A 24,873-nucleotide genomic window follows, 5' to 3' on the forward strand; every position below is an offset into this window, starting at 1 on the left:
TCCGCTTAAATATTGGATTTAATTAATTTTTCAATTTCCATTGCGATTGATTTACCTACACCATTTATCTTCAATAATCCTTTTAATCCTTCATTTATATATATCGTACTTATGCTCTCATCAAGTTCATCTATTTCCCTTGCCGCTTTTCTATATGCCCATTCTTTATATCGTTCTCTCCCCTCCAATTGAATCTCTCTGGCTTTTAGAAATAATTTTTCTGATACTTTTTTGTTAATTTGATACTCTATAGGAAAATAATCTATAGGTCGTGTAATATGGTTTTGAAGTTTATATTTTTGACAATATTTCGAGACTATTTTATGGGTTTTAATATTGACTTGTGAATATAGTTTATCGTTAGAAAAAAGTAATTCATATTTTTCAATTAGCGAGGAATCATATTTTTCTAAAAAATTAAAAAAATAAGATTTGCAGTAACCATTTAGGGTTAATCCTCCGTCAAGGATATATTTTCCTCCATTGGCAGCTGTTTTTTTAATAATTCCTTCTATATTATCTTCAGTGTCATAAATGTATGGTAGTATTGGCATGAATACTGTTCCTGTAAGAATATTATTATTAGATAATACCCTCATTGATTCGAATCTGGAATCAGGAGAAGGATTATTAGGTTCAAACGTTGAAAATATTTCGTCGTTTTCACTGGCAATGATTGACCATCCAACGTTGACATAAGTTTTTTTATTAATCTCTTTTAATATGTCTAAATCTTTTAAAAGAAGCGGAGATTTTTCATTAATAAAAATAGGAAATGCTAGATCAAGACATGCCTCTAAAATTTTCCTACAGTAACCATATTTATTTTCAACAGGTTGATAGCTGTCAAGATAAATCAAATCTTTAGGTTTTTTCCCAATCGCTTTTCTAAAAAGATCTGGCGCATCTTTTTTAATTTTAATATATTCAGAGAATGGGTCCTCCAACTCAATTATCTCAGGATCTATTTCACGTTTATGCGGGTCGTATTTATCTTCTCTGCAGTAACAGTAACTACACCCATATTCACAACCAATATATGGAGAAGCAGAATACTTTATCCAGAACCACCCTCCATCGCAATATTTATGGACATTCAAGATATGTTTTGTAGAATACTCTTTATACAAATGATTCGATCTCCTCTCTTTTATCCATAGGCAGATAAGTCAATGCTTTTCTAAGCATAGTTTTTGATATAATCTTGTCTTTGCTTAATTGTGCTAACAAGAATTCAGTGAGTATATCTGGATGATATTTGCCAATTGTTTTTAACCCCCAACCAATTCCTTTTACTGTATCAATCTGTTTCTCTTCCATATGTGGCTCTAAAATATTTAATAGTAAAATTGTTCTCTCTTTTTGATCTAATATTCGTTTACTAAAGAAATGAATAGAAACCCCAGCAGATCTCCTAATCCATCTATTTTCGTCTTCTAAAAACTTTTGAATCCATGGAATAGTAATATCAAAGTAATTAACTAAAGATAATCCTATGCTCCTCTCTCCTATTATATCGCAAACATACCACTTATCTCCATATATAATGTATTGCCTGCTTTTTTCCATTACTAACTCAATATTTTCTGGCATAAGTTGAGATAATCCTTGGCTTACTATTACATAGCTTCCCATTTTATTAGATTCAATTAAAATATCAAATCCTTTGATAAGTAATTCTGGTTTATCCTTAAGATTTAATCCCAAATTCCTTCCAATTAAATCAAGTTTAGAAAAAGGGCATTTCTTTTCTAGTATTGGTTTAAACAAATCAGAGAAAATATCTAAGTTATAATTAGATAATTTAATTATTGCGTTACCTACAATTTCTGAAAGGTATTCATTTGACACAGAATCTTTCATACGGATTATATATGGGCCTTTTTTATATTTAATTCTATTCCAATTAGTTAATTAAATATATAAATATCGCAACAAAATCAATTTAAAGGTGGAAAAAATGGATAAATTAAATTTCCCTGAGCCTTATAAACATGAACACGAAAAGATATGTGACGTTAATGAATTATATGAACAAAAACAAACATTTGGTGAAAAGGCTTCTGATTGGGCCACTTCTAAAATTGGTTCTTGGGGATTTATATTTACACAGACCATAATTTTATTAATATGGGTATCTTTGAATATTACTGCGTGGATTAATCAATGGGACCCATACCCCTTCATATTCTTAAATCTAATTGTTTCATTATTAGCATCTTACACCGCCCCAGTTATAATGATGAGCCAAAATAGGCAAGACGCAAAGACTAGATTAGAAGCACATACAGATTATCTGATAAATTTAAAAGCTGAAGAAGAGATAAGAGTAATACTAGATAATCTAGATGCACAAAATAATGCTATTAAGTTGATTTATCAAAAATTATCTTCGATTGAAGATTCTCTTAATATTAAAAAATAAATCTATTTTGATGTGGTGTGGTGAAATATAAGAAATTTAAATCATTGGGCGTAATTTATTTACTGACTTTCTTCTTCTTTGGAGGATTAAGTAATTTCGTACCTGAGAGTTTTTTAGAATGGGGATACTTAGGTATTTTTATTTCTGGAATCTTGTATGTCTTTTCCTTCACTGCCCCAATTGCTACTGCTTTAATCTTAATATTTTCAACTAATAAAAACATTATATTTCTAGGATTGATTGCAGGCGTAGGATCGTTAGTAGGCGATTTCTTAATATTTCACTTTATTCGAATTTCTTTTGCTGATGAGATAAAGGAATTTTCACAGCACAAAGTATCAATCTTTACATTGAATAAAATACCTAAACTTTATCAAAAGTATTTAGCATATGCTCTTGGATCTATTTTTATAGCAACTCCTCTGCCTGATGAGATAGGTGTCACTATCCTTGCATCATCAAAAGAAGTAAAACTAAAACATTTTGGAATTATATCTTATGTTCTTAATACTGCAGGCATTTTTCTAATAATACTTTTGAGTAAGGCTTTATAATGAAGACTTAGATAGCTGGCCAAAATTATACAAATATTAAACCTTAACTTTAAAAGGCCGTTACCGGTTTATAGTAAACATGCAAAAACACCTTGTTATAATAGGTGCAGGGGCTGCAGGACTTCCCGTAGCGTCTCAAGTTAGACGAAAAAATAAAAATATAGAAATAACCGTAATTACTAGCCGCGAATATTTTGCATATAGTCCTTGTGGCATCCCATTTGTAGTCTCTGGTATGATAAATTCATTTGATAATCTAATTCTTCGGGATATGAAATACTATTCCGAAATGAACATTAACATATTGAATAAGACTACAGTTGATAAAATAGATCTAGATGCTCAAGAGATTAATTTTGGCAACGATAAAATAAAATATGATACTTTGGTGATTGCTAGTGGTGCTACTCCAATAATTCCACCCATACCGGGAATAGAATTAGAAGGCGTTTATTTTTTGAATTCTCTAGAAGATGCACTAAGGATATCAAAGTCATTAAAAAATGCAAATTCTCCTACAATTATAGGCGCAGGATCGATAGGTCTTGAAATGGCACATGCTTTTCTTAAAAAAGGCCTTAAATCAAGAGTTATTGAAATGAAAGATCGTGTTCTCCCTAATATGCTGGATAAAGATATGGGGGGTATTGTAGAGGAATATTTAACTTCCTTAAATATGAATATTAATACCTCTACTGTTGCTTCTTCTATTTTAGGCGAGAAAAAAGTAAATTATGTTAAAGCAAACGGAAATGAATTCGAAACAGATTTAGTTCTTGTATCCGTTGGAGTAAGGCCTAATGTAGAATTGGCTAAGAATGCAGGTATTGAAACAGGTAGCACTGGAGGAATTGTAACAGATGCTTCACTCAGAGTTAGAAGAAAGGGTAAATTCCTAAAAAATGTATATTCTTGCGGTAATTGTGTTGAAGTTACAGATATTATTACTCATAAATCTACAATCAGTGCTTTGGGATCAACGGCAATTAGACAAGGAGTGGTAGTAGCAGACAATATTCTGGGTAAAAATACTGTTTTTGGACCAATATCAAGCCCAAGTATAGCAGTTATTGGTGAATTAGAAGTAGGTACAGTAGGCGTTACAAAAGAAAAAGCTCTCGAATATGGAATAAATCCAATTGAAGGCAATGCTAAAGGATTAACAAGAGCAAAGTACTACCCCAGAGGGGAAGATATTTACGTTAAAATCTTATCTGACAGTGATTATAGAGTAATTGGCGCACAAGTTATATCAAAAGAAGGAGTTAAAGGGAGGATAGATGCAATGGCCCTCCTTATAGGAAGAAAAACGACAGTCCACCAACTTGCAACTTCAGAAACCTCATATGCACCTCCAATATCAAGTGCACTAGACCCTCTAACAATGGCTGCAAGAAAAATAATAGGTTCTGATTAATCAACTAATAACTTATCTCTTTAAATTTTAAATATTTTAATAATAAAGAATTCCAGATTAAATCATATATTTGATTTAAGTTATTCTTAAATATAGATTTAATATTTAAAAAAATATGATGAAGAGATTTTTTGTTGTTTCGTTTTTTATATTCGGAATTTTATTGTTTTCATTTATGTTTATGTCAGAAACACAAAAATTAAACTTTCAAACAAAATCAAATTACCAAATAGAAGAAGAAATAATGGAATCATATTTAGCGCTTCAAGAAACTAATTCTACTTTAATGGAAAAAATATTTGAACTTGAAGAAATGGTCCAGTATAAAGATAAATTAAGTGAAGAAGAATTATTTCTTCTAGAAGCCCAAAATAAATTAAATCAAGAGATTAGTTCATACAAGATATATGAATCAAAAGATCCTAGAATTTTTGTTGATTTAAATGATTCTTTAGTTACCGAAACTCTTAATCAGATTATTACTCCTGGTATGGGAAATGCAGAAAAAGCTAGGGCAATATTCAATTACACAAGAGATGAAATTAAGAAAGATGATAAGCTAATACGAAATGGCAGAATCGACTACTGGAACTATCCAAAAAATATTATTCAAAGTAAAAAAGGAGAATATGAAGATAAAATTATTTTATTGGTTTCAATGCTTAGAGCTTCTGGATTTAGTGAAAATGAAGTTGAAGTGGTTGGTGCAAAAATAAACTTGCTCAATTCGACTTCTTCGGATATATGGGTCGAGCTTAAATTGAATGGAAATGTATATTTGCTTTTACCCAGAGAAAAAAATAATTTTGATTCTTATAATAAAAATGACATATACAAATTATATAGTGTCCAAGAATTATTCAGATTTAATGATAAAAAACTGATGAGGTCATAAAATGGAATATAAAAAGTTTAAGACCCTTGTTATCATGCTAATCATCTTTTCATCAGTTTTATTTTCAGGTTTTTTAATTAGGCATTACCAATATAGCAATAGTTTAATCCAAGAGAAAGAACTAGAGAATAGGCTTCTTTACTACAATAACGAAAGATCTAATATTGAAGATAAAGTTAAGGCTATAGAAATTAATATTGTTGCTGAAAACAAAAACATAGATGATCTTAAAGGTAGAATAAATCAAAGAACGGAAAGCATTGGCATATTAAAAGAAGAAATAAATGTCTATGAAAAATTAAAAAAATATGATATGACTGTTTTCATAACACCTGAAAATCAGAGTATAAAATCTTTTTCTAATGAGATTAGTACAAATGACCCTCTTACAATATATAGATTTGTGCGTGATGAAATTAAGTACGAAGAGGATTATCTAACTTACGATTATAGATTCGAATATTGGCAATTACCAGAAGAAACACTTAATTTAAGAACTGGTGACTGTGAAGATCAAGCTATTTTATTGTGCACTTTATTGAGGGCAAAAGGCTATAGTCCAGAAGATGTAAAAGTAGTATTTGGACTCACGTCATCGAATACGGGCCATGCATGGGTAGAGCTTTTTTATCAAGGGAACTGGGTTGTTTTCGACCCAACTAGTAGTGCAAGTGACTATATCGAAAAAACAAGATATTACTCATTAATCAATGCAAGCTACAAAGGCTCTTTTAATGATTTATATTATGAAATAATAGAGTGATTACTCTATTACAATCAAAGCATCTACAGCCACAGCACCTTTTTCGGAAACAAATACGGGATTTAAATCAAGTTCTTTTACTTCTGGAAAATCAGAAACAAATTTTGATACTTTAAGCATAATGTCCACTAGTGCATCTATATCTGATGGTTTCTCTCCCCTGACCCCACAAAGCATCTGATGTGATCTAATCTCAGAAATCATTTCGTATGCATCTTCCTTTTCTATAGGGATAATCCTAAATGATACGTCTTTTAATACTTCAACAAAGATACCACCAAGTCCAAACATGAGGACATGGCCGAATTGATTGTCTTTAGAAACTCCTATAATAACTTCTCTTTGCTTTGGCATCATGTGCTGGACTATTACACCTCTTATGTCTGCATCAGGCTTAAAGTTCTTTGAGTTCTGTATTACCTTCCTATATCCTTCTAAAATATCCTCTGCTTTTGATAAATTCAAAAATACTGCACCTGCATCGGTCTTGTGTTGGATATCGGGTGACGCAATTTTTAGTACTACCGGATACTCTACTTTTCTTGCAATCTTTAGTACTTCTTCTTCAGAAGTTGCAATTCCTTCTTTTGGTACTTTTATCCCATAAGCTTTCATTATTTCCTTAGCTTCATGTTCCATCAAAGAATTTCTTCCTTCAGATTTTACAAATTCCAATATTTTCCTTACGCTCTCTATGGATATCACCTCGAACTATTGCATGATTAACTAAGGCGTATGCTGCTCTAGCTGCTCTCTCAGGAGAAGGATAAACTGCAAGTCCACCTTCTTCCAATTTTCTAAGACATGGAGTTATGATTTCTCCTCCTGCTGCCAGAATAATAATGGGTTTATCAGAATTCTTTTTAATATTGAGGATTATGTCTGCAGAATCTAAGGAAAGTGTTGGAACCTGAAGTAACAAAATAACTACGATTAAACCTACGTCTTTATCTTCCATAAGGGCTTTTAGAGCAATTTCATAACGTTCTTTATCTGCATCTCCAACTAAGTCCATTGGATTTGAAACAACTACTCTTTCGGGAAACTGGGTCTTTAGCTTTTCTACTGTGTCTTCACCCAAATTGGCAAGTCTAAGTCCATTCATTTCTAATGCATCTGCGGTCATTACCCCTAGTCCACCGGCATTAGTCAAAATTGCAACCCCATCACTCTTAGGATAAACCTGTTTTTCTAGAGCTTTTGCCATGTCAAAAAGTTCTTCAAAATTACTTGCCCTTATTATGTGAGATTGTTTAAATGCAGAGTCATATATTATATCCTCTCCTGCAAGGCTTCCAGTATGACTTGAAGCGGCTTTAGCTCCAGATTTAGTTTTGCCGGATTTCAATGCAAGAATAGGAACTTTTTTTGAGGCCCTTTTTGCAGATTCCATAAATCTAAGACCACGACGTATACCTTCAATATACAAACAAATAACTTTTGAGGTTTCATCATCATATAAATAGTCAATAAGGTCGGCTTCATTGACATCTATTTTATTTCCATAGCTTACAACTTTTGATATTCCAATTCTTTCCTTACTTGTCCAGTCCAATATAAGTCCTGCAAATGCCCCGCTCTGTGAAATAAAAGAAATATTACCTTTTTGGGGGAAAGAAATTTTCTCCTTTGATAAAAATACTGTATTTACGCCAGAAAAATTATCATAAATTCCTATACAATTTGGGCCTATTATTCTAATGCCATATTTATTAGATATCTCTAATAGATTAGCTTCCCTCTCTTTTTCTCCAATTTCTGAAAAGCCTCCAGAAACTATAACTACTCCCTTTACACCTTTTTTACCACATTCCTCTAAAACGTCAGCAACATATTGTGCTGGAATGGCTATAACTGCCATTTCAATAGTTTTGGGCACGTCAAGTATACTCTTGTAACTAGGTTTGCCAAAAATAGGTTTTTGTTTAATATTTATTGGGTATAGTTCTCCGGGAAAATCTTCAAGGAGATTTTTCATTATTTCATAACCCACACTCCCAACTGTATCTGAAGCGCCTATGACGGCTATAGAAGAAGGATTAAAAAAGAAATCTAAGTCTTTCATATTTTCACAAACTTCTATGGTATTAGCTAATTTAAATATATTTTGTAAAATCTATATTTTTATCAATTCATCTTTTAATATAGATCTAGTCCTGCCCACAGTTTCTGGGTTAATAGAGTCCCCAAATATATCGTTGAATATCCTATAATATAATAGTTCTTCTTTTGATCTTAAAATTGTATTTTTTCCTATATTTTTTTCTTTGTCGAATTCCTTATTCGATATCTGATTCTCTGCATGATTTGCCATCAAATCTTTTGACCCGGCACCATGAGAGAATTTTTCTTTTGGCCTATGAATTTTCATACGGCAGCATATCTTTGAATGCTTCTCTTAAAATATATTTTTCAACTCTTTTTTTGTGATGTAATTTCCAGGTTACAGGGATCCCTAATGAAGTTTCAATAACATTTTTGTCCAGAAAAGGTACTCTTGCTTCTAAACTAAATGCCATGGTCATCCTATCGGTACGTTGAAGATTTGTGTTATGTAGGTTAGATATCAGATTATATAATTCACTTTGAAATTCATACGGATTAGATATTTCTGACATGTATTTATATCCACCAAACAATTCATCTGCGCCCTCACCAGTTAATATTACTTTAACATATTTTGAAGCCAGCTTTGCTAGAAAATAATTTGGGACTGCGCTTCGAATTAATGCAGCATCAAAAGACTCCAAGTGCTTTATCACTGTAGGGAGGGCTTTTAGAATATCTTCAGCATCATATAAATAAGTATGATGATTAGTATCCAAATATTCAGAAACCATTAAGGATAATTCCAAATCTTTACATCCAAGTGTACCCACAGCAAAAGTATCCAAAGGATCTTTTTGCTCTCTTGCTAGGGCCGTTATAATACTACTATCAAGCCCACCACTTAAAGCAACGCCAAGTGGAACATTTTCATCTACAATCAATCTTAAGTTAACAGCCTTTTTTAGAGAGTCTTTTATTTTAATTAAATCTTCCTCCAAAAATGGATCTGTTTTTAGATTTGGTATTAATGAATTAGAGAAATCATAATATTTTTTGAATCCAAAGTTGGAATGCCAATATGTTCCACTAGGGAATTCAATAATTCTCCCGCCTAAACCTGATAGGGCTTTAATCTCTGAAGCAAAATAAATTGTGTCTTCATTTATTATATAATACAAAGGTTTAATCCCAATAGGATCCCTTGCCAAAAATAAGCTATTTTTGTTAATTATAGCAAATGAAAACATACCATTAAATTTGTTCACGATTTCTGGGCCATACTTTAAATAAAGTCTTAAAATTGTTTCTGTGTCCGAATCGGTTGAAAATTCCTCATCTGTGAGTGAACGAAGATTCTGATGATTGTATATCTCTCCATTAAAAACTATTAAATGATCTTTATATTCCATTGGTTGTATCCCAGAATCAACATCAATAATGGCAAGCCTGCAGTGTCCATAGACGCCCATTTCAGATTCAATAATATTGTTGTCGTCTGGCCCTCTATGAAGAATTTTAAATAATCCTTTTGATACACTATTCTTATCTTTGCTAGGAAAGCTTCCAATAAAACCACACATTATGCTCCCTCCTAAAGAATAAAATTAGTAAATAAAATCTTTAGGAATCTTCTTCTAGAGAATCTTTTGGGAGGGCCTTTAAATAATTAACTATTTTTAAAAATAAATAGAAAAGATTATTCAAGAAGATTTGATGATTTCTTCTATCTTTTCTTTTACGATTTTATTAATTAAACTACCATCTACTTTTCCCCTAAATTCCTTCATGCATAAACCCATTAGTGGAGAAATAGCACGGTCTCCTTTTTCTATTATGAAATCTCTTTTCTCTAGGATAATTTTCTCAATTGCAGATTCAACGTCAGAAGAATTGTTCTCTGAAGAGAACTCTGATAAGACTTTTTCAATATCTTCTCCTTTTGAAACTCTCTTCAAAACCTCTTCAATCCCTTCTTTTGCTATAATCCCTTTTGATACTTTTTCAAAGAGTAAGTATAGGATTTCATCATCTGTTACATATCCTTCTTCTCTTTCTAGATTTTTTGAAAGATCTAAAGCTTTTATAAATATAGTAGATTTTATATCAAGGGAAGATGAAACTTTTTCAAAAAGTTCAGGGCCTTCATAAACTATTCTTTCCGCCTCTTCCTTCTTAAGCCCATATTTGTCGATAAATCTGTTAACCTTCTCATCAAAAGTTTCAGGCAGATTAATTTTAATTTTTTCTATTAATTCTGATTGAATAGAAAATGGAGGGATATCGGTTTCAGGATACATCCTTGCCCTTCCTGGAAGTGGACGAGAATATTTTGAATTCCCATCTTCTAATGCATCCCTTGTTTCATTGGGAACTTCAGAAAATGCCTTTTTGCACCTCTCAAAGACTTCTTCTAAAGCCTTATAGCATATGTTCTCCTTCCCAGTTACGATAACAAAAGAATCCATTTCTTCAATCTTAAGTTTTGTTTTTACTTTAGTTACTTCATCTATTGTTATTCCATAGTTTGGAAGTTCATCTATATGGAATAGTCCAGAGAGTCCATATGTTTTCACATGATCCGCTAGTTCTGTTCCAAATCTTCGCCCTTTTTGAATTTCATTTCCAAGAATTCCTCTGAAATTTTTCAATTTTATTGCATAGACTCCTCCATTCTTTTTGATGGAACTAGCAATTATCTTAGATGAAGTATTATTAAAAATATCAGTAAGTTCAGTGACCTTAAACTCAAGATCTTTTTCAGATCCTCTTTTATACAATTCTTTCTTAATTTCAACGAGATTGATCTGTCTTTCAATTTCTCTTTCAATCCATAAAGGTATCATTTCTAGTTTTTGGACTCCTTTTAGTTCAACTCTTCCACCTTCTCTAATGGAAACATTTAGATCTTGTCTTATTGTTCCTAAACCTCTCTTTACCTTCCCCGTTGCCCTTAAGATTTGCCCCAAAATATATGCCGCTTCTTTTGCCTGTTCGGGATTAGAAATATCGGGGCCAGTAGCTATTTCAACTAAAGGTATTCCCAATCTATCAAGCCTAAATGTTTTAGTGGTATCATCTTGACTAATTAATCTAGCCGCGTCTTCCTCGAGACATACTGTTAGAATTGAAACTGGACCTTCTTTAGTTTCAATGTATCCATCTGTTGATATAAGCATGGTTCTCTGAAAAGCAGAGGTATTTGATCCATCAAGAACAGTTTTTCTCATCACCTGTATCTCTTCAACTATATTAGAATTAAGCAGTAAAGAAACTTCAACTCCAATTACCTTGGCTTCTTCAGAAACAAGATGGGGTGGTTCTTCATCAAGTTCAACTAGACAGTTTGTATCATAATATTGGTAGATATAGGTTTTACCCCTCATATATTCTTTTAAAGCGGCAACGTCTACTTCACCTATTTCAGAAGGGGTTGGCCTTAGTTTTCTTTCAATTGTATCAAAAGGATCATCAGTTCTAAGAACTGTTGGACAATCACAAAATAGTTTTCTTTTAGTATTTAATTGTTGATGGATTTCTAATCCTACTCTAAGTCCAAGTTCCTTATAGTCCATTCTTATCCCCCTTTATACGATAGTTTATCTCTCCAGCCATATTATCAAGCATGTTTCTTTTTACCTCAAAGTAGTCGTTTGTGTGGCCTAAAATCCAAGATAGTTTGAGATATGCCGTTTCAGGTAGCATATCTTCAGCGTATATTACACCCATCTCTTCCATTATCCTTCCGTTGGAGTACACAAATGGGTCTACCCTACCAAATAGGCACTGTGTTGCAAAAACAACTATTATGCCTTGCTCCCTCGCTCTTTTAATTGAATTTACCCAAGAAAACTTTTCATTAATTGTATCTGTTGGAACATGACCTAGAGCTGACGCCTCAATCACTAACCCTTTGTATCCTTTGTCAATATAATAATCAAGGATTTCTGGGTTAAAATTTGGATATGCCTTAATAATTGCAGTCCTTTCTTCCATCTCTATGTCCGCATATACTTCATTATCGTCATTTCTTAATCTATAATCTGATATTTTCTCAAATTTTCCATTCATGAATACTTTGGCTAAAGGAGATGTATTTATGGGCCTAAATGTATCCCTTCTTGTAGAATGCATTTTTCTGACTTTTGTTCCTCTTAGGACATTGCAATAGGTATCGCTCATTTCTCCGTGCATCACTATAACAGCTTCACCCATATCTGACTGCCCGGCGATATATGAAGCACATATTAAATTCATAGAACCATCAAAACTTCCCCTATCAGGACTTCTTTGTGCACCTACTAGACAAACTGGTTTTGATAGATTTTGGAGCATGAAGGATAATGCAGCGGAAGTATAATGTAGTGTATCAGTTCCATGAGTGATAATAACTCCTTTTGATCCAGCGTTTAATTCTTTCGCTGCTTCTTTGGCCAATATTCTATAGCATTCAAAAGTCATTGATTCGGAGGCTATCTGAAAAGGAGATGAGATATTTCTAAAAGTTGCTATATCTGAGAGTTCAGGTGCCATAAAAAATATTTCTTCCGGTTTCATAAGCCATCTGACTCCCCCCGTTTCATAATCTACTCTCGAAGCGATTGTCCCTCCTGTAGAAATCAAAGATATTTCAGGGATATCCTTACGTTTTTGGAACTTAACTTCAGAAAATATTTTTGGTTTTTCTTTTTTCTCTACGTTTATTATTTCAACGGACTCTTTTCTAAAACCAATATTATATCCATTAGATAATTTAATAATAATTGAATCTTTTTTAGGAGAAGGTATGACTATTCCTTCGTAACTAATTTTACCCCTCCTTAATGTAATAACATCTCCAACTTGTGGCTCCATATTTAAGAATAAGAAGAATACTATATAAGTGTTTTACATATTAAAAAAATTAGAAAATAAAATAATAGATGAAATAAAAATAGATTTAGTAACCAAACCCTCTTGCCTTCATTGCGTCGACTACTCTTTGGATTGCAACTGCATAAGAAGCTGTTCTCATGTCAATGTTGTATTTTTCCTTAGCCGCGATTACGTCCCAGAAAGCTTTTGTCATCTTCTTGTCAAGTTTTTCGTATACTTCATCTGCAGACCAGTAGTAATTCATTAGATTCTGGACCCACTCAAAGTAAGATACTGTTACACCACCTGCATTGCATAAGAAGTCAGGTAGCTGGTAAACTCCCTTTTTAATAAGTATTTCATCGGCTTCAGGGGTAACTGGCCCGTTTGCAAGTTCGGCCACCATTTTTGCTTGGATCTTGTCTGCATTTTTAGCAGTGATTTGATTTTCAAGTGCAGAAGGACATAGGATATCACATTTAAGGAATAATAGTTCTTCATTAGTTATGTTTTTTGCACCAGGGAAGTCCACGACAGAGCCTGTTTTTTCCTTATGCTCAAGGACCTTATATGGGTCAAGTCCTGCTTCGTTATAAATTCCTCCTTGAGAATCAGAAACAGCTATGACTTTTGAACCTTGGTCATGTAGGAATTGTGCAATGTATGAACCTGCATTTCCATATCCCTGAACTGCAGTTGTTGTTTTCTTCATATCCCATTTCAAATACTTTACATATTCTCTAATTGTGTACCATGCACCTTTTGCAGTTGCGTCTCCTCTTCCTAGTGAACCCCCTATAGACAAAGGCTTTCCGGTAATAACTCCTGGAGAGTAGTGTTGCCTTATCTTAGAGAATTCATCCATCATCCATCCCATTATTTTTGGATTGGTATAAACATCAGGAGCTGGAACATCTAACTCTGGACCAATAAATTTGTAAATTGCTGCAATAAATCCTCTGGAAAGTCTCTCAATTTCTCGATCGCTCATTTCCTTTGGATTACAAATTATTCCTCCTTTTCCCCCTCCGTATGGGATATCGACGACTGCGCATTTCCACGTCATCCAAGCGGCAAGTGCCCTTACTTCTGATGGAGATACATTCCAGTGATATCTTATACCTCCTTTTGTTGGACCTCTGGCATCGTTATATTGACATCTATAACCAGTAAAAACCTTAACATTACCATTGTCCATAGTAACTGGCACGGTTACCTCAAGAAATCTTTTTGGCCTTTTAAGTGCCTCGTATATTCCTTCATCAAGTTTCAGAACTTTGTTTACTTTTTCAAGTTGTTTTAATACATTTTCAAAAGGATCTATGTTTTCCATAGAATACCTCCCCTTTGGAATGTTAAATTTTTAAGTATTTAAATCTTAGTTATTTTCTTTGGCAGAAAAAGTTACAATTTGACATTAAATTATCAAACATAATGCCAGTTTTACCTATTTTAAAATTAATTAGATTATAAATGGCCTTAAATTGTACAAAAAAATAAGTGAAAAAATAGTTAAGCCGTACGATATTCGGAGGTTATATATCCTCTTCCATAAGGGTAACCATATACTTGTTAAATAGAAGATCTTTCCCTGGAAAACTTTCCCCATGTCCTGGAAAAACTTCTTTAACTTTAATATCGCATAGCTTTTTTAAAGATTCCTTTAAATCTTCAAGACTTCCGGATGGCAAGTCATATCTGCCAACTGATCCTTTGAAAACGGTGTCACCTGAAAAGAGGTAACTCTTATCTTCTTCAAGTAGGCACATTGATCCTGATGTATGCCCAGGTGTATGAATTACTTTAAGCAAGTAATCTCCAAGATCAATTTCATCGTTTTCTTTGAGGGGATTTACATCTTTAAATCCTTCAAAAGTTTCTGAAAATCCCCAGAAAAAAGTTTTCTCTGATCCATTCTTTATGTCAAGGTAGTCTTTTTCATGCGCATATATCGGTACCTGAAAAAATTTATTGCCGCCGATATGGTCGTAGTGACAATGCGTATTAATAATAATATCTATTTGTAAATCATTTTCATCTACATAATCGTATATTCTGTAGTTTTTGTATGTTCCTGTATCAATTAGTGCAGTTATATCACTTTCAAGGATGTAACAATTAGAGTCAACACCAATGGACTCTATAAAATGAAACATTTAATCACGCTTGTACTCCTAGAGATTCTTTTAATTTTGTTAGATTTTTAATAAAATCTGAATTTTTATTTGTTATTAGTACATAGCTCAAAATATCTTCTAGTCTCTTTACTGGAACTATTTTAATCTGTTCTCTCTTTGATTTTTCTATGTATACGTCATCTTTGTTTGAGTCAGGGATAATTACTTCTTTCATTCCACTCTCTAGGGCAGCCTCTATTTTAGCAGTGACTCCGCCTATTGGAAGAACATCACCTCTAACTGAAAGTGACCCAGTCATTGCAACATCTTGTCTTATTGGAAGTTCTTCGAGTGCAGAGATAACTGCTGTTGCAACAGATACACTAGCACTATCTCCTTCAACCCCTTCATATGCTTGAAGGAACTGGATAGTAATATCAAAGCTAGATAAATCCTTGTTCGAATATCTCTTTATTAAAGAGGATACAATAGATATTGACTCCTTTGCAATTTCTCCGAGTTTTCCTGTTGCAATTACATTTCCATGAGATTTTGAGGAGGATCTACTAACACCGACCTCTATAGGCGTAATAATTCCACTTCCTTCACCCAAAACAGCAAGCCCGTTAACTTTTCCTATCTGGGCCCCTGTGGATCCAAATATCTGGTAAGCTTTTTTCCTATCAATATAGTCATCAGCTATTTGATGTTCAAGAGACCTAGAAAGTTTTCTTGCTTCAACAATATGCTCAACTGTAACAATATTATCTCCTCTAGATAATGCTACGTCGCCAGCTGCCCTTACCATTCCACCAAGTTCTCTCAATCTCAAGGTAAGGTGATTCTTTCTGTTACTTCTCCTTCTTGCTTCTTGAACAATTTCAGCTACTGCGTCAAGGGAGAAATGTGGTATTTTTGCATCTTTTTTAACTTCCTGTGCAACAAATCTTACAATCTTTTTAATGTTCTCTTCGTTGGCAGGCATTGAATTTTCCATGTAAACTTCATAACCATAACCTCTAACTCTTGAACGTAATGCAGGGTGCATGTCTCTTAAAGTTTCAAGATTTCCGGCAGCAACTAAAACAAAGTTACAGGGAACTTTTTCAGTTCTAACCATTGCACCAGAACTCATTTCGCTTTGCCCAGTTATGGGATATGCTTTTTCTTGCATACCTGTAAGAATGGCTTGTTGCATCTGGATTTTTAATGTTGAGATTTCATCTATGAACAGTAATCCTTTGTGAGCCTTGTGGATCATACCCGCTTCAACTCTTTCATGCGCAGGCGTACCAAGCCCTCCCGACTGGAATGGGTCATGTCTGACATCCCCAAGTAATGCCCCGGCGTGAGCACCTGTTCCATCCAAAAACGGAGCATGGTCCCACTTAGAATTATCAACTAATACCTTTGGAATCATGACTTGATTTTTAATCCTAAATGTCTGCCTTCCAAAGAATATAATAACTGCGAGGAAAAGTCCCCAGAGTAACTGTCCTTGAGTTAATGCGATTACAACGATTGCACCTATGACAAAGAAAAGTATCATTCTTTTAGTTTCTTCCTGTTTTTTTGCCATAGCTTTGTGCTCATCTATTATGAGCCTAGCCTTGCCCCTTGGAACAGTTCTTATTCTAGGCGTGTTTGGATCATCAGGATTTGGATATGCCAAGATATCTTCAAGATCCTCTTTTGGCAAAAGTTCTGCCATTGCCAATCCAAGCATTGATTTTCCTGTTCCAGGTTCTCCTATTAATAGTACATTTCTCCTTTGTTTTGCTGCGGTCTTAACGATTTCAACTGCGTGGTCCTGACCAATAACTTGATCAATTAAGTTCTCGGGAACTTCTATTTCTTCTGTAGTTGTAACATCATAAAATGATTTAATTTGTTCTCTAACTTTTTTAACTTCTTCAGTTATGTCTACTAATTCTTCATTTAATACCTTAACATTATTTTCTTCTGATTCCGGAATAGAAGATTTTTTCTTTGCCATTACTATTTCCTCTAGAAAGACTTTAGCGTTTATAGTTATCAAGCCTTTAAAAATATATCGTACTTATTATATAAGTTGTATATTTAGCAAATATTTTACATAAATTTATTATTGGAATAATCATAAATTAATAAAAAGATGGACAAAATAAAAAAATAGAAAAATATATTAATGATTAGGCATACCAAATTCAAGGTGTTAAAATGTTTGTTACATCGCTCTCATCAAAACAAACTTTACAGCAGTTAAAGGGAGATTTCAAATTAATCGATTGCCATTTTGAAAGATTTCCTGATGGAGAAGGCTATGTCAGATTTGACGAAAAGGTAAAAAATGTTAAAGAGATTCTTATAGTACAATCATTATATTACCCGCAGGACGAGCATATAATGCAACTTTTTTTCATGATTGATGCATTAAAAGACCTAAACATCAAAATTAATCTTCTAATTCCATATATGGCTTATGCAAGACAAGACAAGAGATTTAAAGACTGGGAATCTGTATCAGGTATTTCTCTAGCAAAGATGATAGATAGATTCGATTTAGAATCCAAATATACGGTAGATATACACGATCTTAAAGTCACAAAAGCTATGAACGGAGAAAATTTGTCAGCTATGCCGTTGATCGCAGATTATTTGATGGATCTAAATCTAAAAGAGCCCGTTATTATTTCTCCTGACAAGGGCTCAGTTGAAAGGGCAAAAATAGTTGCAGACCAAATGGACGCAGAGTTTGATCATCTTGAGAAAACAAGGCTTTCCGGGGACACAGTGGAGATAAGACCAAAAGAGATTAATACTAAGAACAGAGACGTAGCAATTGTTGACGATATCATATCAACTGGGGGAACTATGGCAAAGGCATGTGAAGTCCTAAAAAGAGAAGGAACACTAAAAGTACTATCTGGGGCAACACACCTCCTAATGATATCAAATGCTGAGGAAAGACTAAAAAAGGCAGGAATAGACGGAATTTTTGGTTCTGATTCTATACCTTCCAAATTCTCGGACATCTCAATTGCATCTATAATAGAAGAAATGTTTTAGGGGATTAAATGATTGATCTTGGGGAAGTAAAAAAGCTAAGGAAAAAATTTGGGATAACCCAAAAAGAGTTAGCCGACAAAGCAGGAGTTACTCAAGCTTACATAGCTAAACTTGAAAACAAACAAATTGATCCAAAACTTTCTACCTTCAACAAGATCTTAAATGCCTTAGAAGAGCTAAGGGCAAGAATGAAAAAAATAGAGGATGTTATGATTTCGCCAGTAATCTTTGTTCACCCCAAGGATAAAGTTAGTGACGCTATAACAATAATGGCAAAATATAATATATCACAACTACCTGTCATGAGAAATGGAATACCAGTAGGTAGCCTTTCTGAGAAATCACTTGTAAAAAAACTTGGGCTTGGGAAAATATGTGAGAGTCCAGACCTCACAGTATCTGAGATCATGGATGAAAGTTTTCCAGTAGTTTCCAAGAGGCAAAGTTTTGTCGAAGTTTATACCTTGCTAAAAGAAAATCAAGCCGTTCTTATAGAAGAAATGGGAAGGGTCGTAGGGATAATTACCAGGGCAGACATCCTCGATAAAATATAATATTTTAATAGTTAATTTTAAAAACAAATCTTCATTCCATAGGAAAAGGAGGTTTGACATGCCAATAATTAATTTTAATATTACAAAAGCTGAAGTAGAAAAGAAAAAATTGGAGAAGGCCCCTGAGGGTCCAGTAAGTTTCACGCAGACACCAAACATTGTCTCAATTAAAGAGATGCAAATGTCTGGCCCCGGAGGAAGATTAAACGTCTTAGATGTTGAGTTTGATTTCCTTTCAAATTATGAGCCTGCAGTAGGTAGTGCAAGCATAAAGGGAAATGTTTACTATCAAGAAGGCGAAGAGTTCAGAAAGAAAATCATTGAACAGTGGGAAGGTAAAAAGCAACTAGACACAGCATTTTTTGATGAAGTCATTAATGGAATAAATGCTAAATGCTACGTATTTTCAATGATGTTGATAAAGGAACTAGGCCTTCCAATCGCAACACCTTTTAGATACAGCGCTTCTCCAGACGCTGCTAAGGCTGAAAAGCCAAAGAAGAAATAATTTTTCTATAATTAATTCTATATTTTTTCTTTTAAATTAAAAATTTATTAATGTTTTTTTAACTGATTAAATAATTGGATGGCTAGACCATCCATGAAAAAGCTTTTATAAATTAATCAGAAGGAACAATCGGGTTAGTTAACCTAATTTTATTTGGTTGGCTACATAAAGGAGGAGATTATTTGGCATTAAGAGAAATGACACCATATAGAAGATTTATGTCAGCTATGGCCGGTGGTCGTGTTGACAGAACACCTACTATAGTACTTTCAAACTTTTGTAAAGAATTAATGGCTTCAACAAACGTTACCTGGCCAGCATGTCAGACTGATTCAAAGGTTATGGCACAGTTCCAGGCAGGCAGATATGAAGTTTGGGGATTAGATTTACTTATATCCCACAATGATTTAGTATCTGAATCAACTATGCTTGGTGCAGATATTGATTTAGGAACTGATTTAAGACATCCATCTGTATTAAAACATGTTCTTGAAAACACTGACCCAACAAAATACAACTTGCCAAAAGACGTTATATCCAAGGGAAGAAATCCAATTGTTGAAGGTTCAACTAAGATTCTAGTCGAAAAATATGAAAAACTTGTTCCTGTTTTTAGAACTGTTACAGGTCCAATGACCATTGCAGGTCACCTTTGGGGCGTAGACAGAATATTAATGTGGTCAAAACAAGAAGAAAAGAAATTTGAAGCTTGTCTTGATATTTGTACTGATCTTTGTATTGAAATCTTAGGAACTCTGTTGATTCAAGTGGCGCAGATGGATTTTACATGCCTGATCCAACAGCTTCAGGAGACTTACTTGATCCAAAGGATTACCAGTACTTCCTTGAGCCAAGATATAAGAGAATGACAAAGGAATTAAAAGATACTATGTCTATCTTACATATCTGTGGTGACACAAGAGGTTACATGGACAGGATACCACACTCTGGATTTGATGCATTCTCATTCGAGGCACCTGGTACCTCAGTTAAAGAAGCAGTTATGGGTCTTGGAGACAGGGTTACACTCGTCGGAAGTTTGGAAACAATCCCAGTCGTCATGATGGGTACACCAGAATATGTTTACACACAATCACTTAGAGATATTGCAGATGGAGTAGATATTCTTTCTCCAGCATGCGGTACACCACCAATGACTCCAAATGCAAACATAAGGGCCATGGTAGAAGCTTGTGGGCCAAAGAAAGTAAAGAGAAAAGTCGTTGCGCTAAGCAAAGAAGAGATTATAAAGAAGTACACACCAGCAAAACCTGAATTTGCAGAAATTACAAAAGCAGTCATGATAGGTGACGCAGATAAAGCTGAAAAGCTCGTAGTAGCTGCACTCGAAAAAGGATTAAAGCCAATTGATTTAGTAGAGGAAGCATTGTTACCTGGTGCAATTGGTGTAGCAGAAATGTACGATGGTGGATACGCATTCGTTCCTGAAATATTACTCGCTGCAAACGCAATGAAGAAAGGTATCAGCCACTGCCAGAGCGCAATGGGAGATGTCAAGCCAAAAGGTAAGATTATTATGCACGTTGCATTCGGTGACGTTCACGCCATTGGAAAAGACATTGTAAAGTCAATCTTGATTGCAAAGGGATACCAAGTTACTGATCTAGGGGCAAGTGTTCCATGGGATAAAGTAATTGAAGCTGCAAAGAAAGAAAAACCTGATGTAGTATCCGGTACTGCTTTAATGACAACAACAAGAACTGCATTCCCCAAGGTAGCCGAACTTATGAAGAAGGAAGGATTAGAGGTCCCATTCATAGTTGCCGGTGGAGCAGTCGACCCAGCTTACGCAGAGACAATGGACTATGCAATATACTGTAAAGGACCAGGAGATGCTGAGCCTGTCTTTGAAGGTATAAGAAAAGGCAAGAAGTGGCAACAAATCAGAGAAGAAGAACACAAGAAATACAAATAAATATTTAATTTTTTCTTATTCTTTTTTTATACTAATTTTTCAATTCATTTTTATTTTAGAAGAGAGTAATCTCTCAAAAACTTTTTATATTTAGACAATTATAATTTATTCTAGGTTGATTTAAATGAAAAAAATTGCTATTATAGGAGGAACTGGCGGACAGGGCTCGGGACTTGCATTGAGGTGGGCAAGAGCTGGACATGAAGTCTTTATTGGATCTAGGGAAGAGAAAAAGGCCTGTACTTCTGCCGATAGTTTAAAAACGATTTGTATTGATACTGCATGCTCTTTGTTAGAAATAGAAAAAACAGATGTCCAAGCTGTAAAGGAAAAAGTTCCTGAAGCGAAGATATCAGGATTTGACAATTTAGAAGCTACAAAGAAAGCAGACATAGTAGTGATAAGCGTTCCTTATTCACACTTAATTCCAACAATTGCTTCTATTAAGGAAGCTTTAACTGAAGGTAAAATAATTGTATCTGTAGTTGTGCCTCTTTCAACTGCTGTGGGCGGAAAAGCAACTACTATGATATCCCCGTGGGAAGGCAGCGCTGCTGAAGTTATCCAGAGTTTAGTTCCAGAAAATGTTCAAGTTATTAGCGCATTTCAGAATGTTAGTGCAGATAGGCTTTCTGACCTTGAAAAAGATGTCGATTGTGATATAATGGTATGTGGAGGCTCAAAAGATGCAAGAAAAAACATAATGGAACTTGCAAAGGATATACCTGGCGCTAGAGCAATTGATGGTGGACCACTACAAAATGCAAGACTTATTGAGCCAATAACTGCATTGTTGATCGGGATGAACATAAGGTACAAAGTCAGAGAAGGAATGGGCATCAGATTTACTTATCTTCCTGAATAAAAAATAATTTTTTAAATTTATTCTGAGTATAATCCTTCTTTTTTATTATATACTTCTATTATGTTGCCATCTGGATCATAAAAATAGAAGAATCTCTTGCCATTTATTTTTGGATGGGGGTGTGTAAGCGTTACTGGCTCTGAAACTGTTTCTATGCAATTATTTACAAATTTTTGGTGAAGTGCATCAACATCCTCAACTTCAAAAGCTATGTGGTTAAATATTGAAGGACTTTCCATGAGGCCATTTTTGAATTCTACTAGCTCGATATTTACTTTGGATTTTTTATCAGATAATACTGCAAATACAACGTCAAAGTCATTTAGACCCGTTACTTTTTCGAACTGTTCACCGTTAATTGGATGTTCAAAGACTGCCTCTAATCCTAGTGTTTCTTTATAGAATCTTTTTGATGTTTCAAGATTTGAAACAAGTAAGGCTATGTGATTTAAAATTGCCATAAATACTTTAAGAAATGGATAGTTTTAAAGGTTTTGAAATGATTACTTTATAATTTTACTAATGTTATAACCGGTTTTAATATAACCTGAAAGAAGGGAGTTTCCATTATATTACAACCTTTATATTGGATAAACTTCTTTCCCTATTTTCCCTAATTTTTTCCATATCCTTAAATATATGGAAAAGATGAAATTAATCAAATTGAATTTAAGTAAGAGAGATTAAATGACATTAGACAATAACTTAATTGTTGTATTTTTATTACTTAGCTTAGTCGAACTCTTAACTTTTTTTTCTATTTTAAATAGTCTAAGATATCGTAAATATGGCAAATTGATTCGAATTGATGCGAATATTCCAGAAACTCATTATACTGGAAATGGTGTTCTAGCCTACCTAATTCTAATCTTTATGTTTGTTAATCTCTTTGCTATATTTCTTTTGAAATTTTGGGGTTTCGTATTTTCAGTTCTATGGATAACCTTTAGCAGTATTTTCCTCTACTGGTACTGGCACACCAAGGAAGATCCTCTAAATCGTTTCCACTACGAGCAGAAGGTCTGGGAGGATCCAAGGGACAAGAAGAAAAAGGAGACCAACTAAATGACATCCGACTTCAAACCCGGCAAAGCATACCTGATAGAAGGCAAGGGCATAGAACAGGTGAAGAGTGAGATCAAGGATTGGCTTACTGAAAAAGGGATAGAAGTAAAAGAAGAAGATGAAAATTCACTTATAGCGTATAATTATTTTTATAGTTTCAAGATTAGCCAGATATGGATTAGTCTAAAATTGGAAAATCACATTTCTGAAACTGTTATCACTTTTGATGAAAGAGTATATAGGTTTCAGATGTGGTTGATTGTTGGGGGCCAGTACTATTACCTCGACGAAATAAGAAAAGATATGGTAAGGTATCTCAAAGGAAAAGATGAAATTGGCATCAATACAATTGGCAGATATTGCGCTTTATCATACTTGCCCATGTTGCCTGCCTTAATATTTTGGGGCGTTCCATTCTTTTCGGGAATGTTTTCCATCGTGCTTGAAGAGAGTATCTGGAATTTATTTATGAAATTATTTCTAATTTTTATCTTAATTGGTAATTTATGCTCTATGTATCTAGAATTTGTCCCTCTTAGAAAAAAATTAGACGCTCTTGCAAATTCATATGAACACTATATTGAAAAATATTCGGGAGAAGAGTATAAGGTGGACATATTTCCACTTATTGGATATTTTTTTATCTGTCTAATATTCTTCTTTTTTATAATTTACCACATATAAGACGAAATTATAGTTTATTAAGTTAAACTTTATAATTTTACTAATATTACAGGGCTTTGTAATATAATGAAGAATTCAATGAACTGTTTTATCTAAGAAAGGAATTAGTATATAAAAATAAATAAAATAAAATTTATTTTATGGAACAACTAGTTGTATCCTTATTGTGTCAAATGTTCCATTTGTAGAGTAAGCTACCATAGAGATATTATAAGTTCCTGATGGAACGTTTGTACCTACTGTGAATGTTGCGCTGTATGTACCTATATTATGTGCCTTTATTGTCTGTGTAGCTGGAGTTAATTCTACTGTGACTCCATCTGGGAGCCCAATGAATCTTACTCTTGCATCCTTTTGTGTAAAGAATCCTCTGTTCTCAACTTGTATCATTGTCTGCTGTACACCAGGCAAAACATTGAAAGCTGAGATGATTTTACCATCCTTTATTATGGTTGCGCCACCGCTAACTGCAAATCCTTCAATGTCGACTTTTGGGTATAAAGCCTGCTTTCCTTTACATTCACAGATTGAGTAAAGTTTCCAGGAATAGGTAATAGGACAATCTGAATTCTCGCTGTTTACAACTTGAATACTTTCAAATTCTTTTATTACACTTCCTTGTATAAATTCATTCTCACTAAAAGGAAACCTAATATCCACACCATCTACAACTCCGCACTCTGGGTCAAATTGAGGTGAGCTAATCCCGTGTTCTTCTCCTTTATAGTAAGCTGTAATCCAAAAAATTGCTAGAGGGGGGTCTCCTGTACATTCTATGCATTCTTGTGTTTGCCCTTTTATTTGGAGATAGTAATAACAATCTTCAAGAATAAAAGAAGGTACACTATATGATCTGTTTTCGCCAGGTTGAAGAGTTGTGTTAAATGACCAAACTAGTTTTTCATTATAGCACTCAAAAGGCACCCCTTCAACAAACATATCGTCCATTGGATTCTGACCAAGTACTGTTGAAAGGCTACTAATCGCCAATAAAAATATACCAATTAAAGCAATGATTCCTTTTTTCATGTTTACCACCTTTAATATTCATTTAAATGAAATCTTAATATTATATAAAAGTTTTGGATTTTACCGAGGGATTATTTGAAAGGGCCAATTTAAATATCCATTTATATTTTATT

26 protein-coding genes are annotated in these 24,873 nt (G+C 33.8%); 13 read left to right on the plus strand and 13 right to left on the minus strand.

The genetic code is table 11. The features are described 5' to 3' along the window. Positions 1-5: 5 nt before the first annotated feature. Positions 6-1,130, minus strand: coding sequence for a hypothetical protein (locus HPY60_03775; protein NPV50299.1), 1,125 nt, complete (start codon positions 1,128-1,130; stop codon positions 6-8). Continuing rightward, complete coding sequence (locus HPY60_03780) at positions 1,123-1,863, minus strand: hypothetical protein (protein NPV50300.1); 741 nt, start codon at positions 1,861-1,863, stop codon at positions 1,123-1,125. The genes HPY60_03775 and HPY60_03780 overlap by 8 nt, the downstream gene beginning before the upstream one ends. Positions 1,864-1,960: 97 nt before the next feature. On the opposite strand from HPY60_03780, the gene HPY60_03785 reads away from it, so the two are divergent. The 5 genes from HPY60_03785 to HPY60_03805 all read left to right on the plus strand — a co-directional run bounded on the left by HPY60_03785 (position 1,961) and on the right by HPY60_03805 (position 6,054). After that, the gene (locus HPY60_03785) at positions 1,961-2,425 is read left to right on the plus strand and encodes a DUF1003 domain-containing protein (protein ID NPV50301.1); all 465 of its coding nucleotides are present in this window, start codon (positions 1,961-1,963) and stop codon (positions 2,423-2,425) included. A gap of 20 nt (positions 2,426-2,445) precedes the next feature. Continuing rightward, positions 2,446-2,979 (plus strand): hypothetical protein, encoded by a 534-nt coding sequence (locus HPY60_03790; protein NPV50302.1) that lies wholly within the window; start codon positions 2,446-2,448, stop codon positions 2,977-2,979. Positions 2,980-3,058: 79 nt separating this feature from the next. Further along, positions 3,059-4,396, plus strand: coding sequence for an FAD-dependent oxidoreductase (locus HPY60_03795; GenBank protein NPV50303.1), 1,338 nt, complete (start codon positions 3,059-3,061; stop codon positions 4,394-4,396). A 115-nt stretch (positions 4,397-4,511) separates the two neighbouring features. Next, positions 4,512-5,291, plus strand: a complete 780-nt coding sequence (locus HPY60_03800; GenBank protein ID NPV50304.1) for a transglutaminase domain-containing protein — start codon at positions 4,512-4,514, stop codon at positions 5,289-5,291. Position 5,292: 1 nt separating this feature from the next. Beyond that, the gene (locus HPY60_03805) at positions 5,293-6,054 is read left to right on the plus strand and encodes a hypothetical protein (protein ID NPV50305.1); all 762 of its coding nucleotides are present in this window, start codon (positions 5,293-5,295) and stop codon (positions 6,052-6,054) included. On the opposite strand, the gene HPY60_03810 is transcribed toward HPY60_03805, so the two are convergent. From HPY60_03810 to lonB, 9 genes are all read right to left on the minus strand, one after another. Beyond that, a complete protein-coding gene (locus HPY60_03810; protein NPV50306.1) occupies positions 6,055-6,759 on the minus strand; it encodes an acetate--CoA ligase family protein in 705 nt (234 codons plus the stop codon). Next, a complete protein-coding gene (locus HPY60_03815; GenBank protein NPV50307.1) occupies positions 6,710-8,119 on the minus strand; it encodes a CoA-binding protein in 1,410 nt (469 codons plus the stop codon). Before HPY60_03815 ends, HPY60_03810 begins: the two co-directional genes overlap by 50 nt. 51 nt (positions 8,120-8,170) lie before the next feature. Further along, on the minus strand, positions 8,171-8,425 hold the full coding sequence (locus HPY60_03820) for a hypothetical protein (GenBank protein ID NPV50308.1): 255 nt from the start codon (positions 8,423-8,425) through the stop codon (positions 8,171-8,173). Then, positions 8,412-9,683 carry an asparagine synthase (glutamine-hydrolyzing) gene (gene asnB, locus HPY60_03825; GenBank protein NPV50309.1) on the minus strand — a complete coding sequence of 424 codons (1,272 nt, stop codon included), beginning with the start codon at positions 9,681-9,683 and terminating at the stop codon, positions 8,412-8,414. The genes HPY60_03820 and asnB overlap by 14 nt, the downstream gene beginning before the upstream one ends. Positions 9,684-9,803: 120 nt before the next feature. Continuing rightward, positions 9,804-11,681 carry a Glu-tRNA(Gln) amidotransferase subunit GatE gene (gene gatE, locus HPY60_03830; protein NPV50310.1) on the minus strand — a complete coding sequence of 626 codons (1,878 nt, stop codon included), beginning with the start codon at positions 11,679-11,681 and terminating at the stop codon, positions 9,804-9,806. Then, positions 11,665-12,954 carry a Glu-tRNA(Gln) amidotransferase subunit GatD gene (gene gatD / locus HPY60_03835; GenBank protein NPV50311.1) on the minus strand — a complete coding sequence of 430 codons (1,290 nt, stop codon included), beginning with the start codon at positions 12,952-12,954 and terminating at the stop codon, positions 11,665-11,667. The genes gatE and gatD overlap by 17 nt, the downstream gene beginning before the upstream one ends. An 85-nt stretch (positions 12,955-13,039) precedes the next feature. After that, complete coding sequence (locus tag HPY60_03840; protein NPV50312.1) at positions 13,040-14,287, minus strand: Glu/Leu/Phe/Val dehydrogenase; 1,248 nt, start codon at positions 14,285-14,287, stop codon at positions 13,040-13,042. A gap of 202 nt (positions 14,288-14,489) precedes the next feature. After that, complete coding sequence (locus HPY60_03845) at positions 14,490-15,110, minus strand: MBL fold metallo-hydrolase (GenBank protein ID NPV50313.1); 621 nt, start codon at positions 15,108-15,110, stop codon at positions 14,490-14,492. Positions 15,111-15,114: 4 nt separating this feature from the next. Beyond that, complete coding sequence (gene lonB, locus HPY60_03850) at positions 15,115-17,067, minus strand: ATP-dependent protease LonB (GenBank protein NPV50314.1); 1,953 nt, start codon at positions 17,065-17,067, stop codon at positions 15,115-15,117. Positions 17,068-17,270: 203 nt separating this feature from the next. Here lonB and prs point away from each other — a divergent pair, with 203 nt between their 5' ends. The 6 genes from prs (at position 17,271) to npdG (ending at position 21,982) form a co-directional block, all read left to right on the plus strand. After that, on the plus strand, positions 17,271-18,119 hold the full coding sequence (gene prs / locus HPY60_03855) for a ribose-phosphate diphosphokinase (GenBank protein NPV50315.1): 849 nt from the start codon (positions 17,271-17,273) through the stop codon (positions 18,117-18,119). An 8-nt stretch (positions 18,120-18,127) separates the two neighbouring features. Next, on the plus strand, positions 18,128-18,673 hold the full coding sequence (locus tag HPY60_03860) for a CBS domain-containing protein (protein ID NPV50316.1): 546 nt from the start codon (positions 18,128-18,130) through the stop codon (positions 18,671-18,673). A gap of 58 nt (positions 18,674-18,731) precedes the next feature. Next, positions 18,732-19,181 (plus strand): hypothetical protein, encoded by a 450-nt coding sequence (locus HPY60_03865; protein ID NPV50317.1) that lies wholly within the window; start codon positions 18,732-18,734, stop codon positions 19,179-19,181. Positions 19,182-19,363: 182 nt separating this feature from the next. Further along, positions 19,364-20,050: a hypothetical protein gene (locus tag HPY60_03870; protein ID NPV50318.1), complete on the plus strand. Its 687-nt coding sequence runs from the start codon at positions 19,364-19,366 to the stop codon at positions 20,048-20,050. After that, on the plus strand, positions 19,969-21,117 hold the full coding sequence (locus HPY60_03875) for a hypothetical protein (GenBank protein NPV50319.1): 1,149 nt from the start codon (positions 19,969-19,971) through the stop codon (positions 21,115-21,117). The genes HPY60_03870 and HPY60_03875 overlap by 82 nt, the downstream gene beginning before the upstream one ends. 124 nt (positions 21,118-21,241) lie before the next feature. Next, positions 21,242-21,982 (plus strand): NADPH-dependent F420 reductase, encoded by a 741-nt coding sequence (gene npdG, locus HPY60_03880; GenBank protein ID NPV50320.1) that lies wholly within the window; start codon positions 21,242-21,244, stop codon positions 21,980-21,982. 17 nt (positions 21,983-21,999) lie between these two features. Here npdG and HPY60_03885 read toward each other — a convergent pair whose 3' ends face one another. Next, the gene (locus HPY60_03885) at positions 22,000-22,443 is read right to left on the minus strand and encodes a VOC family protein (GenBank protein ID NPV50321.1); all 444 of its coding nucleotides are present in this window, start codon (positions 22,441-22,443) and stop codon (positions 22,000-22,002) included. Between the two features lie 226 nt (positions 22,444-22,669). On the opposite strand from HPY60_03885, the gene HPY60_03890 reads away from it, so the two are divergent. Beyond that, positions 22,670-23,047, plus strand: a complete 378-nt coding sequence (locus tag HPY60_03890) for a hypothetical protein (protein NPV50322.1) — start codon at positions 22,670-22,672, stop codon at positions 23,045-23,047. Beyond that, positions 23,048-23,731: a hypothetical protein gene (locus tag HPY60_03895; GenBank protein NPV50323.1), complete on the plus strand. Its 684-nt coding sequence runs from the start codon at positions 23,048-23,050 to the stop codon at positions 23,729-23,731. A gap of 138 nt (positions 23,732-23,869) precedes the next feature. Here HPY60_03895 and HPY60_03900 read toward each other — a convergent pair whose 3' ends face one another. Continuing rightward, complete coding sequence (locus HPY60_03900) at positions 23,870-24,760, minus strand: hypothetical protein (protein NPV50324.1); 891 nt, start codon at positions 24,758-24,760, stop codon at positions 23,870-23,872. Between the last annotated feature and the right edge of the window lie 113 nt (positions 24,761-24,873).

This window comes from Methanofastidiosum sp., from assembly GCA_013178285.1.
GTDB lineage: Archaea > Methanobacteriota_B > Thermococci > Methanofastidiosales > Methanofastidiosaceae > Methanofastidiosum.

Coding starts and splice junctions, on each gene's coding strand:
- HPY60_03900 (NPV50324.1), bottom strand. CDS start 24,760: ATGAAAAAAGGAATCATTGCTTTAATTGGTATATTTTTATTGGCGATT.
- HPY60_03885 (NPV50321.1), bottom strand. CDS start 22,443: ATGGCAATTTTAAATCACATAGCCTTACTTGTTTCAAATCTTGAAACA.
- HPY60_03785 (NPV50301.1), top strand. CDS start 1,961: ATGGATAAATTAAATTTCCCTGAGCCTTATAAACATGAACACGAAAAG.
- HPY60_03860 (NPV50316.1), top strand. CDS start 18,128: ATGATTGATCTTGGGGAAGTAAAAAAGCTAAGGAAAAAATTTGGGATA.
- asnB (NPV50309.1), bottom strand. CDS start 9,683: ATGTGTGGTTTTATTGGAAGCTTTCCTAGCAAAGATAAGAATAGTGTA.
- lonB (NPV50314.1), bottom strand. CDS start 17,067: ATGGCAAAGAAAAAATCTTCTATTCCGGAATCAGAAGAAAATAATGTT.
- HPY60_03815 (NPV50307.1), bottom strand. CDS start 8,119: ATGAAAGACTTAGATTTCTTTTTTAATCCTTCTTCTATAGCCGTCATA.
- HPY60_03840 (NPV50312.1), bottom strand. CDS start 14,287: ATGGAAAACATAGATCCTTTTGAAAATGTATTAAAACAACTTGAAAAA.
- HPY60_03895 (NPV50323.1), top strand. CDS start 23,048: ATGACATCCGACTTCAAACCCGGCAAAGCATACCTGATAGAAGGCAAG.
- HPY60_03890 (NPV50322.1), top strand. CDS start 22,670: ATGACATTAGACAATAACTTAATTGTTGTATTTTTATTACTTAGCTTA.
- gatD (NPV50311.1), bottom strand. CDS start 12,954: ATGGAGCCACAAGTTGGAGATGTTATTACATTAAGGAGGGGTAAAATT.
- HPY60_03820 (NPV50308.1), bottom strand. CDS start 8,425: ATGAAAATTCATAGGCCAAAAGAAAAATTCTCTCATGGTGCCGGGTCA.
- HPY60_03795 (NPV50303.1), top strand. CDS start 3,059: ATGCAAAAACACCTTGTTATAATAGGTGCAGGGGCTGCAGGACTTCCC.
- HPY60_03845 (NPV50313.1), bottom strand. CDS start 15,110: ATGTTTCATTTTATAGAGTCCATTGGTGTTGACTCTAATTGTTACATC.
- HPY60_03780 (NPV50300.1), bottom strand. CDS start 1,863: ATGAAAGATTCTGTGTCAAATGAATACCTTTCAGAAATTGTAGGTAAC.
- HPY60_03805 (NPV50305.1), top strand. CDS start 5,293: ATGGAATATAAAAAGTTTAAGACCCTTGTTATCATGCTAATCATCTTT.
- prs (NPV50315.1), top strand. CDS start 17,271: ATGTTTGTTACATCGCTCTCATCAAAACAAACTTTACAGCAGTTAAAG.
- HPY60_03875 (NPV50319.1), top strand. CDS start 19,969: ATGCCTGATCCAACAGCTTCAGGAGACTTACTTGATCCAAAGGATTAC.
- HPY60_03865 (NPV50317.1), top strand. CDS start 18,732: ATGCCAATAATTAATTTTAATATTACAAAAGCTGAAGTAGAAAAGAAA.
- npdG (NPV50320.1), top strand. CDS start 21,242: ATGAAAAAAATTGCTATTATAGGAGGAACTGGCGGACAGGGCTCGGGA.
- HPY60_03800 (NPV50304.1), top strand. CDS start 4,512: ATGATGAAGAGATTTTTTGTTGTTTCGTTTTTTATATTCGGAATTTTA.